General features: G+C 45.6%; 14 protein-coding genes. 4 read left to right on the top strand and 10 right to left on the bottom strand.

Going from position 1 to position 14456, the window contains the following annotated elements; all coding sequences use genetic code 11:
- The first annotated feature begins 5 nt into the window (after nucleotides 1-5).
- The 4 genes from trpD (at nucleotide 6) to trpA (ending at nucleotide 4688) form a co-directional block, all read left to right on the top strand.
- The gene (gene trpD / locus ACVBIU_RS07580) at nucleotides 6-1055 is read left to right on the top strand and encodes an anthranilate phosphoribosyltransferase (RefSeq protein ID WP_447163448.1); all 1050 of its coding nucleotides are present in this window, start codon (nucleotides 6-8) and stop codon (nucleotides 1053-1055) included.
- Nucleotides 1056-1062: 7 nt separating this feature from the next.
- The gene (gene trpCF / locus ACVBIU_RS07575; protein ID WP_447163449.1) at nucleotides 1063-2496 is read left to right on the top strand and encodes a bifunctional indole-3-glycerol-phosphate synthase TrpC/phosphoribosylanthranilate isomerase TrpF; all 1434 of its coding nucleotides are present in this window, start codon (nucleotides 1063-1065) and stop codon (nucleotides 2494-2496) included.
- A 109-nt stretch (nucleotides 2497-2605) separates the two neighbouring features.
- A complete protein-coding gene (gene trpB / locus ACVBIU_RS07570; protein ID WP_447162439.1) occupies nucleotides 2606-3868 on the top strand; it encodes a tryptophan synthase subunit beta in 1263 nt (420 codons plus the stop codon).
- Between the two features lie 10 nt (nucleotides 3869-3878).
- Complete coding sequence (trpA, locus tag ACVBIU_RS07565; protein ID WP_447162438.1) at nucleotides 3879-4688, top strand: tryptophan synthase subunit alpha; 810 nt, start codon at nucleotides 3879-3881, stop codon at nucleotides 4686-4688.
- Between the two features lie 100 nt (nucleotides 4689-4788).
- On the opposite strand, the gene ACVBIU_RS07560 is transcribed toward trpA, so the two are convergent.
- The 10 genes from ACVBIU_RS07560 to ACVBIU_RS07515 form a co-directional block, all read right to left on the bottom strand.
- Entirely contained in the window at nucleotides 4789-6594 is a 1806-nt protein-coding gene (locus ACVBIU_RS07560) for an aryl-sulfate sulfotransferase (protein ID WP_447163387.1), read from the bottom strand.
- A 194-nt stretch (nucleotides 6595-6788) separates the two neighbouring features.
- Entirely contained in the window at nucleotides 6789-7097 is a 309-nt protein-coding gene (locus ACVBIU_RS07555; protein WP_447168801.1) for a hypothetical protein, read from the bottom strand.
- A 115-nt stretch (nucleotides 7098-7212) separates the two neighbouring features.
- A complete protein-coding gene (locus tag ACVBIU_RS07550; protein ID WP_447163389.1) occupies nucleotides 7213-7974 on the bottom strand; it encodes a putative porin in 762 nt (253 codons plus the stop codon).
- A gap of 381 nt (nucleotides 7975-8355) precedes the next feature.
- The gene (gene nqrF, locus ACVBIU_RS07545; protein ID WP_447162649.1) at nucleotides 8356-9573 is read right to left on the bottom strand and encodes an NADH:ubiquinone reductase (Na(+)-transporting) subunit F; all 1218 of its coding nucleotides are present in this window, start codon (nucleotides 9571-9573) and stop codon (nucleotides 8356-8358) included.
- 57 nt (nucleotides 9574-9630) lie between these two features.
- Nucleotides 9631-10239 (bottom strand): NADH:ubiquinone reductase (Na(+)-transporting) subunit E, encoded by a 609-nt coding sequence (gene nqrE, locus ACVBIU_RS07540; RefSeq protein ID WP_447162648.1) that lies wholly within the window; start codon nucleotides 10237-10239, stop codon nucleotides 9631-9633.
- A 9-nt stretch (nucleotides 10240-10248) separates the two neighbouring features.
- Nucleotides 10249-10872: an NADH:ubiquinone reductase (Na(+)-transporting) subunit D gene (locus tag ACVBIU_RS07535; protein ID WP_447162647.1), complete on the bottom strand. Its 624-nt coding sequence runs from the start codon at nucleotides 10870-10872 to the stop codon at nucleotides 10249-10251.
- A 4-nt stretch (nucleotides 10873-10876) separates the two neighbouring features.
- Nucleotides 10877-11647: a Na(+)-translocating NADH-quinone reductase subunit C gene (locus ACVBIU_RS07530; RefSeq protein WP_447163390.1), complete on the bottom strand. Its 771-nt coding sequence runs from the start codon at nucleotides 11645-11647 to the stop codon at nucleotides 10877-10879.
- Nucleotides 11647-11805 (bottom strand): hypothetical protein, encoded by a 159-nt coding sequence (locus ACVBIU_RS07525; protein ID WP_447162645.1) that lies wholly within the window; start codon nucleotides 11803-11805, stop codon nucleotides 11647-11649. Before ACVBIU_RS07525 ends, ACVBIU_RS07530 begins: the two co-directional genes overlap by 1 nt.
- Entirely contained in the window at nucleotides 11795-13009 is a 1215-nt protein-coding gene (locus ACVBIU_RS07520; protein ID WP_447163391.1) for an NADH:ubiquinone reductase (Na(+)-transporting) subunit B, read from the bottom strand. The genes ACVBIU_RS07525 and ACVBIU_RS07520 overlap by 11 nt, the downstream gene beginning before the upstream one ends.
- Nucleotides 13009-14370 (bottom strand): Na(+)-translocating NADH-quinone reductase subunit A, encoded by a 1362-nt coding sequence (locus ACVBIU_RS07515; protein ID WP_447163392.1) that lies wholly within the window; start codon nucleotides 14368-14370, stop codon nucleotides 13009-13011. The genes ACVBIU_RS07520 and ACVBIU_RS07515 overlap by 1 nt, the downstream gene beginning before the upstream one ends.
- Between the last annotated feature and the right edge of the window lie 86 nt (nucleotides 14371-14456).

Below are 14456 nucleotides of genomic sequence, written 5' to 3'. Positions count from 1 at the left end.
AACCAATTGAAATCAAGCCTACTGAAGCTCTTATCGAAGCCCTTTATCGCGGTGAGAGCCTAACTCGACAAGAAGCTAAAGTGCTCTTTAGCCAAATCATTCAAGGCAAAATGGACCCCGTCAGCATGGGTGGTATGCTGGTTGCAATGAAAATGCGCGGCGAAACCATAGATGAAATATCCGGTGCAGCAGATGCACTGCGCGCGGCAGCGAAAGCCTTTCCGACCCCAAGTGAAACAACCGTTAATAAAGGTATCCTTGATATCGTCGGCACTGGTGGCGACGGCCATAACACTATCAATATCTCAACCACTGCCGCCTTTGTCGCTGCAGCGGCGGGCGCCAATGTAGCTAAACACGGTAACCGTAGTGTGTCGAGTAAATCAGGCTCTTCAGACTTACTGGCGCAATTTGGCATCGATTTGACCATGGCACCAGAAACTGCGCGTGATTGTTTAGACGAGCTAGGTTTATGCTTCTTGTTTGCCCCACACTATCATGGCGGTGTCGCCCACGCAGTACCTGTGCGCCAAGCACTAAAAACCCGCACTTTATTTAACGTATTGGGGCCTTTGATTAACCCGTCCCACCCAGACTTTATGCTGCTTGGCGTGTATAGCCCTGAACTGGTAGCGCCTATTGCCCAGGTCGTTAAAGCCCTTGGGATCAAGCGCGCTATGGTGGTTCATGGTAGCGGCCTTGATGAAGTGGCACTACACGGCGATACCTTGGTACATGAGTTAAAAGATGGCGAGATCAGCGAGTACCGCATTACGCCTGCCATGTTAGGCGTACCAAACGCTGAACTAACAGATTTAGAAGGCGGCGCGCCTGAAGAAAATGCAGAGCACACCCGTGCTATTTTACAAGGCGCAGGCCAAAGCGCCCACATGAATGCCGTTGCTATCAATGCTGGCTGCGCGCTGTATGTTGCAGGTGTGTGTGATGATGTAAGAGCTGGTACTGCCTTAGCGTTAGAGACAATTAAAAGCGGTAAAGCCTACGAGTTATTGACCCAGCTGGCTAACGCTAGCCAAGCTGCGAAAGGAGCCTAATGTGAGCATGGATCTAACAAAGCCAACAGCAGCTAAAGAAAGCAACGTATTAACTAAGATTGTTGATACAAAAGCGGCGCATATTATCGAATTAAAGCAACGCTTTCCTGAAGCAAGCTTAACGCCTAAAACCTCTGATAGAAGCTTATTTGATGCGTTAAACGCCCCCAATGCTGGCTTTATTTTAGAGTGTAAAAAGGCCAGTCCATCAAAAGGCTTGATTCGTGATGTATTCGATGTCGATGCGATTAGCGACGTCTATAACCACTACGCTGCTGGTATTTCTGTATTAACGGATGAGCAGTTCTTTCAAGGCGATATGGACTATATTCCGCGTGTACGCGCGCGCGTTAGTCAGCCCATTTTATGCAAAGACTTTTTCGTAGACGAATATCAAGTCAAACTTGCCGCTCACCAAGGCGCTGATGCCATCTTGCTCATGTTGTCGGTGCTCGATGACGAACGTTATCAAGCGCTTGCTGCAGAAGCGAAAAAATACCAACTCGATATTTTAACTGAAGTCAGCAACCAGGTTGAATTAACTCGCGCCATTGATCTTAATGCTGCGATTATCGGTATTAATAATCGTAATCTTCGCGACTTATCGACCGACCTTGCAACCACAGAAGAGCTTGCACCGCATATTCCGGCAGACAGAGTAGTGATCAGTGAATCAGGTATTTATAACCAAGCACAAGTTCGCCGTTTAGCGCCCTTAGTCGATGGTTTCTTAGTGGGCAGCTCGCTTATGGCAGAAGACGATCTGGACCTTGCCTGCCGAAAACTCACGCTTGGCCACAACAAAGTATGTGGGTTAACCCGTATCGAAGACATACTTGCCGTGGCTAAAGCTGGCGCAGTCTATGGCGGCCTGATCTTTGCTAAAAAATCACCGCGTGCCGTGACTGCACAGCAAGCACAGGATTTAGTCGAGCAGCTCAAGCAAACTGGCATCAAGCTGAGCCTGGTTGGGGTATTTGTGAACGAAGCGGTCGATGTTATCGCTAAGCTGGCTATCGATTTAGGCCTATTTGCAGTGCAGTTACACGGTAAAGAAACCGAGCTTGAAATCGCTGAGTTAACAGCAATATTTGCCAAGCAGAACAGCCAAACACAAATTTGGAAAGCCATTGCGGTAAATACTGATGTTGAAGGTAATAACGGTGATGAGCTTGTAATTCCAGAAGGTATCGACCGCGTAGTATTTGATAGTAAATCAGACGGCCAATTTGGCGGTACCGGTCAATGCTTTGACTGGCAAAAGGTTCTTCCGAGTAAAGAGCTCGCGCTACTGGCTGGCGGTTTAAGCCCTGATAACGCAGTGCAAGCGGCAAACCAAGGATTTTATGGCTTAGATTTTAACTCTGGTCTTGAGCAAAGCCCTGGAATTAAAGATGCCAACAAAATTACTGAAACATTTGCGCTACTGCGCCAGTACTAATTAAATTGAAAATAAGTACCAAATAGATTCAAAGCAACAGCCTAAACAAGATTATGCCATTGGCTCAACCAGCCAGTGGCAACAAATTGAAAAGATAAAGGACAAGATTATGAGCAAGTTAAATCCCTACTTTGGGGAATACGGCGGTATGTACGTACCACAGATTTTAATGCCAGCCCTTAAGCAGTTAGAAACCGCCTTTATCGAAGCGCAAGAAGATGAGGCGTTTCAACAAGAGTTCACTGAATTATTGAAAAATTATGCGGGCCGCCCAACAGCGTTAACACTGACCCGTAACTTAAGCCCTAACCCGTTAGCCAAAATTTACCTAAAGCGTGAAGATCTACTGCATGGCGGTGCCCATAAAACCAACCAGGTTTTAGGTCAGGCGCTACTGGCTAAACGTATGGGTAAGAAAGAGATCATCGCCGAAACCGGCGCTGGCCAACATGGCGTTGCTACCGCCCTTGCCTGCGCCTTACTCGGTCTTAAGTGTAAAGTGTATATGGGCGCTAAAGATGTTGAGCGTCAGTCACCTAACGTATTTAGAATGAAGTTAATGGGCGCTGAAGTTATTCCTGTCACCTCTGGTTCTGCCACGTTGAAAGATGCTTGCAACGAGGCGATGCGTGACTGGTCTGGCAGCTATGACAAAGCCCACTATCTACTTGGCACAGCAGCGGGCCCACACCCATTCCCAACAATTGTACGTGAGTTCCAACGCATGATTGGCGAAGAAACCAAAGCGCAGATCCTTGAACGTGAAGGTCGTTTGCCTGATGCCGTTATCGCCTGTGTCGGCGGTGGCTCAAACGCGATTGGTATGTTTGCAGATTTTATCGACGAGAAAGAAGTGGCACTGATTGGTGTAGAGCCAGCAGGAAAAGGCATCGATACCCCAATGCACGGCGCGCCACTTAAGCACGGTAAAACCGGTATTTTCTTCGGTATGAAAGCGCCATTAATGCAAGACAGCGAAGGCCAAATTGAGGAGTCTTACTCTGTTTCTGCAGGACTTGATTTCCCATCGGTTGGCCCACAGCATGCGCACCTTGCAGCCACGGGGCGCGCTACGTATGAGTCTGCGACCGATGATGAAGCGCTTGAAGCCTTTCAGCTACTCGCTCGTTCAGAGGGCATTATTCCGGCACTGGAGTCTGCTCACGCGATTGCTTATGCGGTAAAACTGGCAAAAGAAGCCACCAAAGAAACCCTGCTTGTGGTTAACCTATCAGGTCGCGGCGATAAAGATATCTTCACCGTTGCGGACATTCTTGAGAAACAGGAAGTTGAAGAGAAAAAAGCTGAGCAACAAAAAGTTGAACAGCAAAGCTCAGAACAAAACCAAACAACTGCAGCACAAAACAGCTAGGAGAGTGGCAATGAGTCAACGTTATCAGGCAGCCTTTGCCGCCCTAAATGAAAAAAAACAAGGCGCATTTGTGCCATTCGTGACCTTAGGTGATCCGTCACCTGAGATATCACTAAAAATTATCGACACCCTAGTTAAAAATGGTGCCGATGCACTAGAACTTGGCTTTCCATTTTCTGATCCATTAGCCGACGGTCCGGTAATACAAGGAGCCAACCTACGCTCATTAGCGGCAGGCACTACGCCAACACAGTGCTTTGAGATGCTAAGCAGTATTCGAGCTAAATACCCTGAACTGCCGATTGGCCTGCTTCTATATGCCAACCTGGTCTTTGCCAACGGTGTCGACACCTTCTACGCAAAATGCCAAGCCGCGGGTGTAGATTCAGTATTGATTGCCGATGTGCCAGTTGAAGAAGCGACCCCGTTTATCGAGTCTGCAAAAGCTCACGGTATTGCACCAATTTTTATCGCGCCGCCCAATGCGGATAGTGACACTCTCAAGCTTGTGAGTGAAAAAGGCCAAGGCTATACCTACCTACTCTCGCGCGCAGGTGTCACTGGAACAGAATCCAAAGCCGGTATGCCAATTACCGATATCCTCAACCGTTTAAAAGAGTTTAATGGCGCGCCGCCTTTGCTAGGCTTTGGTATTGCCGAGCCGAGCCAGGTAAAAGCAGCTATTGATGCTGGCGCAGCGGGCGCAATTTCAGGCTCTGCCGTGGTGAAAATCATTGACGCGAATAAAGACAACGAGGCAGCGCTCCTTAGCGCCCTTGCTGAATTTACTCGCAATATGAAAGCTGCAACCGCTCGCTAATTTGCTATTACTACAAACAAAAAAATAGCGCCTTAATGGCGCTATTTTTATTAGTAGACTCTTTGCCTATAAGCTTAAATAAGCAACTCAAGCAATAAGCTTATTTTAGCATCTCGTTAATACGAATAACTTGAGCGCGATAGCCAGTGGCAAACATATCGTGGCTGTCGATATTGATGCGCACTGCAGGCTTTGTTTCACCATAACGGTGTTCGACCAAAATGGATTTTACCTTACCCGTGGTGTCATCCATCTTCATGTTACCGTAACCGCCACCTAAACCGAATAAGCCCGCAGAAGCAAAGTAACTCATCATGCTGTCTTTATCGGCTTGGTATTTAACGATAGAGGTAATTGGCGAGTATCCCGCGTAGCCAAGTTCATCCTTGCCATACTGCCAAACTTGTTGCACCGTCATGTTTTGCTCATCGATTTTATACTCCACAGAGCGAGAGTACTTTTCATTGGCAAACATTGGCTGACCTAAATCGCGGCCGTCACCGTTGTCAAATACGGTTAAGGTACCCTTTTCAGGGACTAAATAAGCCGTGTGCGATGTCCAGCTAAAGTCAAAATCCTTGTCCTGACAAGCGCCCTTCTCGTTGCACCAAATAGGCTCACCTTCTGCAGTAATTGGCTTTAATAGCTTATCTTGGTATTTTTCACTCCAGCCCTTACTGGCACTTAAAATCCACTTTACTTGCTTATCGCGGCCAATTTTAATCACCGCCGATTGATGACGTGAGCTGATAATAATGCTGTCATCGGTTGGATCGTACTCGATAGAGTTAACGTGGATCCAATTGCGACCGGTTGCCACACCGTGAATATCGCCATAAGGCGCATTGGCTAAGTCTTCTTCAGTGGTTTGGTGACCCGCATCTTTAATATTGATATTAAGACACACCGCGCCCGCATCGAGTGACAACAGCGCCGCGTCTCGCATTGGATCTAAAATCGTATTGAGGTCCCAATAATCGACCAGCTTGCCCGTGTTATCCACTTCTACGATTTGATCGCGAATAGTATTGACTAAGCGGCCGTCGCTAGTGCGATAATCTTTCGCGGCAGCACGGATAAACACGTTACCGTTCGCGCCTTCAATCCCCTCATGGGAGGCATCAATAAAATTACCCGGCAGATTATGCTCTGAAATCATCCGCCCCATAATCGACATTTTCTTCCAGCCCTGGCCCTGCACCCACACCATATTGCCGTCTTTGGTCACGTTCATCCCCATGGCGTAACCTGCGTTATCGTAGGTTTTCGCATCATGAGTAGTATAAGGGTTCATATACCAACGGATATCACCTGCGGTATCTATGATAAAGAAGCCAGGTTTGCCATCCCACGAAAAGGCCCCGGGCGCCTCAACATTGTTATGCATCAGCGGCGAGGATTTACCGTCTGGATTACTCCAATTAACAAAGTACAATCGGTCCTTAAAGTCAGCGTCCACATGCTCAACTTCAACAATTGGCGCTTTAGCCCACTGACTTTCTGAAAAGCCCATATCAATATCCGGCGTCAGCATCTGATACTCATGAGATTTACGCTCACCATTCTCCAACCACTTAACGGTAAAGCGATTCATAAATGCAGGGTAAAGACCAAAAATCGGCACACCGCCTTCATCCATCACGCGCATATCATCGACTTGATAAGTTAGACTCACACCATCTTCATCGTTAGCATGAACCGTCACCTCTACGGCTGAAATAGCGTGACCCGCCAATGTCACCAAGGCGGTGAGAGGCGCATTTTCATAAGGATTATGAATGATATAACCAAGAGGAGCCCCTTCAACAGGAATGGGCTTCATGCCATCAATTGAAGCAAAAGCCTGTGTGCTACAAAGACTAAGAGACAAGGCTAACGCCGACAGAAGTAAAGAGGGTTTAGACATTTAAAGATCATACTCAGCGAATCGGAAACTGAGGCGGATTATAATCAGCAAATACAATAAAAAATGTCAGCTAATTAACACTATAGCGAGTATATTTCGACTTTGATGGCAGGATCACGGTTTCAAAATTAGTAAATAAATAGAGAAACTTTCAATCGATTAAGCTGTCAGTCGTAGCTTATAGAAATCACGCTTTAGTTATCATGATTATTCATTGAAATATTGTGCTTTTTTCCATACCACATTGCGGCAGGCACCTCGATTGCCAGGTACAGTATCAAGGTGAACCAAAACCAATTTGTATCAAACATTAGCAAGCTAAATTCATGGCCTGAACCCCAATATTTGAGTCCTACCAGCAGTAGCACAAATGCTGAAACCCCAATGTCACACCAAAACAATCGATTGATATGACTTCCCGCCACTTTGGGGTAGATAGACAGATAACTCATCGCGATAACGATGGCAATAAGCGCGATAATCGGTCCTTCAAGGATTGCCATCAAAACGTTTATATCGCTCCTCCTCAATTTAACGATAATAGTCTTACGTGCTGAAAATAAAAAAGCAGCCATGAGGCTGCGTTTGATTCTGTTGGAGGCGCTAAAAGCAAATAGCTTAGAAACGTCCTACCAAGCCTAGACCTAGACCAACCCCATCGTAGTCAGAATCCAAGACTTTTGAAACTTGAAAGTTTGCCGAAAAATTGTCTGAAATGCGCAACCAATAAGCAGTCCGCACATCAAATGCATCATCGAGGTCGCTATTGGTATAACCTGCACCTACAGACCAAGAGTTGTTAACGTACCAGTCTGCGCTGACATTTAGCACATCATCTAAGTCGTGATGTAGCCAACTTGCATTGAAATCGATACCCGCTGTAGATTGTAAAGCATAATAGCTACGTGCTTTCAAACCATAAGTAGAAACAACGTTATCACTTCCATCATTATAAAATGCTGAAACGGAAGACGTTTCATTAAAGTAGTAGCCTACCTCCGCTCCATAGGCATTATAATCAGAGGATGTATAGTCGACTCTTTGATAGTTGGCTGCAATAAACCAATTTGAATCAAAAACAAATGTACCGTCTACGACGGTGCTATCAAGATCAATTGAATTAAAGTTCGTGTAGCTGGCTCCAATATTTGACTCTTGTGCCAAAAAACCATTTAACGCATATGGGCCCTTACTCTGATCGACACCCTTGAAATAGTAACGGTAGTTTACATCCCAAATACCATCACTTATTTCTTCTGAATTCGTTTTATAACTCAATCCAGCTTCATGCTGATACGCGTTATCTTGAACAGCAACAGCACTTGCACTTGCACTTGAAAGACATAATAGAATAGCTAAAGCAGTAGTTGATTTTCTCACCAATTTATTCCCTTATATTGTTGTTTAATACTAGGAGATAAAAATGTGCAGATATATTGACAGGCATACTTGAGTATTATGCGTCCTTGATATAATTCAGTGATTAAATCACTATAAACACTGTTGCTCTCCTAGCGGAGCAAACAGTAACTCAAATAATCACAAAATAAAACACTATAACCAACAAAGTACATTGGAGAAGCTAAAACGATCATTAAGCAAGTGGACAACAGCCTCCAGAGGGTGACATTTATCCGACTCGGGCGCAGAGTAGCTAGTATTCTCGATATTTAGGCATAAAAAACGCAGCGATTAGGCTGCGTTTATTCTTTACTCGTCTTTATTGAACACTTTCAACAACTCGCTAACTAAGCTTTAGCCCTAGTCACCAAAGTCATCTAGTAAGATGTTCTCTGGCTCTACACCAAGGCTTTCAAGCATCGCGATAACGGAAGAGTTCATGATCGGAGGTCCACACATGTAGAACTCACAATCTTCAGGTGCTTTATGATCGCGTAGATAGTTCTCAAACAATACGTTATGAATAAAGCCTGTGTAACCGGTCCAGTTATCTTCTGGTAGTGGATCAGACAGAGCCACATGCCAAACAAAGTTGTCATTTTCAGCAGCCAGCGTATCAAAGTCTTCTTGATAGAACACTTCACGTGTTGAACGTGCGCCGTACCAGAAACTCATCTTACGCTTGGTTTTTACACCCTTAAGCTGATTAAAGATATGTGAACGCATTGGCGCCATACCCGCACCACCACCAATAAACACCATTTCAGCGTCAGTTTCCTTCACAAAGAACTCACCAAATGGGCCAGAGATAGTGACTTTGTCACCCGCTTTTAGGTTAAAAATGTACGAAGACATTTTACCTGGCGGTACATTGTCACTTGGCGGCGTCGCAATACGCACGTTCAGCATAATACGACCTTTCTCATCTGGATAATTGGCCATCGAGTAGGCACGCAGTACATCCTCATCAACTTTTGAAACCAGTTTGAATAGGTCGTACTTTTCCCAGTCATCACGGTACTCAGCAGGGATATCAAAATCCGCATACTTAACTTCGTGAGCAGGCGCTTCAATCTGAATATAACCACCCGCTTTAAACAGTACGTCTTCGCCTTCAGGCAGTTTAAGCAATAACTCTTTAATAAAGGTCGCTTGGTTATTGTTAGAAATAACCTCACACTGCCACTTTTTAACGCCGAAGATCTCTTCTTCAACTTCAAGCTCCATATCGGTTTTCACCGATACCTGACAAGCCAGACGGCAGCCTTCTTTCGCTTCTTTCTTATTAATGTGGTCACGCTCAGTTGCTAAAATTTCTCCGCCACCAGACTTAACGGTAACGCGACACTGACCACATGTACCACCGCCACCACAAGCTGACGGGATAAAAATATTTTTACTGGCTAATGCACCTAAAAGCTTGTCACCCGCCTGGGTCGAAATGCTTTTAGTTGGATCATCGTTAATACGAATGTTGACGTCACCAGTGGAGACCAGTTTGCTCTTGGCGAATAAAATCACCATAACCAATATACTCACCACAAAGGTGAACATACCGATACCAATTGCCATTTCCATCGAATCTACCTTTTGTTTAATTCGTTTTCATTAAGGGGAATAACGCGTTTAACGCCCTTAAATAGAAATACCGGAGAAAGCCATAAAGCCTAACGCCATCAAGCCTGTTGTAATAAAGACAATACCAATGCCCTGTAAACCTTCTGGGATCGCATGGAATTTCATACGCTCTCGTAGACCTGCCAACATCACAATCGCCATCGCCCAACCAAAACCTGAGCCCATCGCAAATACGGCAGACTCCGCTAGGTTGTAATCACGGTTTGCCATAAAGATAACGCCAGCAAAAATGGCACAGTTCACGGTCAATAACGGTAGGAAAATACCTAACGAGTCATAAAGCGCAGGAATGTATTTATCTAAAAACATCTCCAGGATCTGCACCAATGCGGCAATCACACCAATAAAGGTGATCAGCTGTAAGTAGCTTAAATCCAGTGCTGGATAGCCAGCCCAAGCGAGGGCACCTGGAGCAAGCACGTTAGCGTAGATGATCTGGTTAAGCGGTACAGCCAAGGTCATCACTACAATAACCGCGATACCTAGGCCAAAAGAGGTCGAAACCTTTTTTGATACAGCCAAGAAGGTACACATACCCATGAAGAACGATAGCGCCATGTTGTCGATAAACGCGGCTTGAATAAACAGATTAATATAATGTTCCATATTGACCTCTTAACCTCGCTTACGTTGAATGACGTTAATTGACCAGATCATCAGGCCAATAAGGAAGAATGCACTTGGAGGTAACTTGAACATTTCGTTAGCAAGATACCAACCACCATTCTCAACGGTTTTTAAGATCTCATGACCAAACAAGGTGCCACTACCTAACAGTTCACGTACAAAGGCAACGCCAAGCAAGATCACGCCATAACCCATGGCATTACCCACGGCATCGACAACCGCCAAATGCGGTGGATTTTTCATGGCAAACGCTTCAGCACGGCCCATGATGATACAGTTAGTGATAATCAAACCAACAAATACTGATAGCTGACGCGATAGCTCATAAGCCACGTCTTGCAGCACCATATCAACCACAATGACCAATGAGGCAATCACGGTCATTTGCGCAATGATACGCACGCTATTTGGAATAAGTGAACGTATGCTTGAAATAATCAAGTTTGAGAACACTAGTACGAAGGTTACAGCGAGCGTCATCACCAATGCGGTTTGCATTGAGTTACTGACCGCTAGCGCTGAACAAACACCCAAGACCTGCATCGCAACCGGGTTATTACTGAAAATAGGCCCCGTTAAAATGTCACGAGTCGAAATAGATTGAGTACTCATCCTTTTATACCTCCGACGCTTTTAGTTTTTGGAAGAAGGTTTCGAAACCTTCGCTACCAAACCAGAACTGTACCGCTCGCTGTAGTCCGCGGCCTGTCATCGTTGCACCACTGACGGCATCGACACCGTGAACGTCGCCGTCCTTAGCTCCACCTTTAACAACTTTAAAAGCCACGTTGCCTTTCTCGTCAAAGATCTGCTTGTTATGCCACTGCGATGTCCAGGCTGTATCGTTAAGGAAATCACCAATACCCGGTGTTTCGCCATGCTCATAAACCACGATATTTTCGATGGTATTTAGATCAGGTTTTAGCGCCACATAACCGTAAATCATCGACCATAAGCCTTTACCGTAAATCGGTACGACTATGCTGCTTAGCTTGCCATTAGCGTCAAACACTTTAAATACACGAACTTGGTCAGCCCGGGTTTTAATCTTAGCCGTGTCTTTCTTTGGCTTACTTGAGGTTTCGGGGTTGATTGACGCCATACGCTCGTCAAAGTCCATTACATTTGACTCGCTATCGATTACTCCCGTATCGAGCGATACCAATAAAGGCTTAACGTCTTTATCAAATAGCGCTTTCACGTCGGTATCGCTACTGATATCAACATCTGCAGCAATCAATACGTTTCGCATCAGCTCAGTGCGCTTCTTAACTAACTTGCGCTCTTTTAGCAGTTCTGATGTTCCGGTGATCATAAATGAACACAGTAAACAGAGGGTCACGGTGAAAATCATGGTGCCCACAAAAGAATCTTTCTTAAATGCCATTACGCTTTATTCTCCGTATTGACTTTACGAGTCGCACTCTTTGGCATCCGATAGATGATGTACTCAAATATCGCTTCCCAAATATTGGCAATTAACATCATAGGCATCGCCGCAGCAGGTGACGCGCCTTGTTGCATCGTATTTCGTTTAAAGACCATGACGCTTGAGCCTCCGCTTGATGTTTGCTTTAGCCACCAAGTAATCGAAAATCGGTGCCCAAAGGTTGGCAAATAAGATGGCTAGCATAATGCCCTCAGGCATTTTTGGATTCACCACACGAATAAGCACAGTCATAAAGCCGATAAGCAGACCGTAAGCCACTTTACCTTTACGGGTATAAGAGGTCGTTACAGGATCAGTGGCCATAAACATCATACCCAGTGCAAAACCACCGGTAACCAAGTGCCATGTCCACGGCATTGCAAATAGCTCGTTTTTGCTTGAGCCAATCAAGTTGAACATCGTGGCGGTTAAGATCATGCCAAACAGTACGCCGGCAACAATACGCCAATCAGCTAAACGCGTCAGGATAAGGAAACCACCACCAATCAATAATGCTAGGGTGCTCGTTTCACCAATTGCGCCAACGGTAAAGCCAAAGAAGGCATTCCACCAGTTCGGATCGCTAAAGGCATTAAACCATGAGTAATCGGCGAAGCTTATTTTGCCTGCAGCCGTTTGCATTAAGGTCGTTGCGCCAGAGAAACCGTCAACCGCAACCAGTTGGCTCACCGCCGTAACTTGTGATGGGTAGGCAAAGTAGATAAAGGCTAGGCCCGCAAGTGCAGGGTTTAAGAAGTTGTAGCCCATGCCACCAAATACTTCTTTGGCCATGATCACGCCAAAAGTAATACCCATCGCCACTAACCAAAGCGGTGTTGATACAGGTAAAATCAGGGTGAACAATAATGCGGTAACAAAGAAGCCTTCATGCAGCTCTTGACCACGTACTTTGGCAAACACCATCTCCCAAAATAGGCTCACAGCTAATGCTGTTAAATAGATAGGAGCATAAAAACTCAAACCATAAGCGAATAAGCCAGCAATACCGGTTTGTTCACTCAAGCCACCAAAGACAAAGTTAAAAATCGCTAGCTGCCAAACATCAGCAGTCGCTAGACCCGACGCCACCGCAATCTGCGATTGCAAACCTATGTTGTACATACCAAACAAAATGGCAGGTAGTAAACATAAGCCAACAATCGTCATGGTACGTTTTACATCAATGGCATCACGAATATGCACCTTGCCCTGAGTACTGCGACCGTGAGCAATCAGTAAAGAGCTTAAGTAACCCTTAACCGAGTTACCCGGTGCGTAGTAATCTTCTTGGATATCAGGCTTTTTATCTTTTTGACTCATTACCCTTCCCTCTCAATAATCTCTAAACAAGCACGAAGCTCTTTACCAAAGTCGTACTTGCCAGGGCAAACAAATGTACATAATGCTAAATCTTCTTCATCGAGCTCTAATGCACCCAGCGCCTGCGCCTCATCGGTATCGCGCACGACCAGATCTCTGACCAATAATGTCGGTAAGATATCCAGTGGCATCACGCGGTCTAACTGGCCAAATGCCATCATGGCGCGAGCAGAGCCACCTGTGTGAGTGGTAAAGTCAAACAGCTGTTTTGCATCTTTTAAACGCGAGGTGACCGCGCGGGTAATTGAAAACTTTTTAGAGCCGCCACGTACCCAAGGCATAACCTGACGCTTACCATCTTCTTGCAGTACACTGATTTGGTTATGGAAACGACCAAGGAAGTCATGCGGCCCTTTTGCAGTGTGGCCCGACAATACTGAGCCAGATACGACTCGAGACAAACCGTTTTTAAGTTCGCCAGCAATGACTTCAGACAGCTGTCCACCCGCTTGCATACGAATAAGGCGTGGATTAATCACATCAGGGCCAGCCAGCGCCACAATACGATCTGTATAAATTTCACCGGTTAGGAATAACTTACCGTAGACAATAACGTCTTGATAACCAAGGTGCCATACAGGACGGTCAAGGCTTGCAGGTAAGACGAAATGAATATGGGTGCCTACAATGCCTGCTGGATGAACGCCGGCAAAATAATGGTTGCTGACCTTTGGTAGATCATGACCAGGCAATGCGTCACCTTGCTCTTGGCATAGGTGTACCTTGCCGTCAGTCAGATGACTTAATACCTGCAGACCCGCAGCGAAGGCTTCTGTTTGTTCAGCGATAACCAGTCTAGGCTCAGCGGCCAATGGATTGCTATCCATTGCGCTTACAAAAATGCCAGCAGGACGGCTATCTAATTGAGGAACTTTTGAAAACGGGCGGGTACGTAATGCTGTCCACAAGCCACTTTCTACTAGCTTAGCTTGAACCTCTTCACGGCTAAGCGAGTTAAGATCGGTACATGGAGCGAACGTTTTAGCTTCGCTACCATCGCATTCAATAACGATTGATTGAAAAAGTCGACGTTCGCCGCGGTTAATCGCAACGACTTTACCGCTGGCGGGTGCGGTATAAATGACGCCAGTGGTTTTTTTATCTTCAAAAAGGGCTTGGCCTTTTTGAACACTGTCCCCCACTTCAACCAACATCGTTGGTTTCAAGCCTATGTATTCTTCACCAAGCAAAGCGACATGCGATGATGGCTTACCATCATGGATCACTTGCTTAGGCTCACCGGCTATCGGGACATCTAAGCCCTTTTTGACTGTTATAACTTGGTTTGAGTAACCTGCCATCACTAAAATCAACCGTTAAAATTTTGGATGCACAATAGTAAATCTTTGTTAACTAATATTCCGCGCTAGAGCTCACACTTTGCGGC

The organism is Shewanella sp. 30m-14, assembly GCF_052977125.1.
This window is presented reverse-complemented; position numbering and strand designations above follow the sequence as displayed.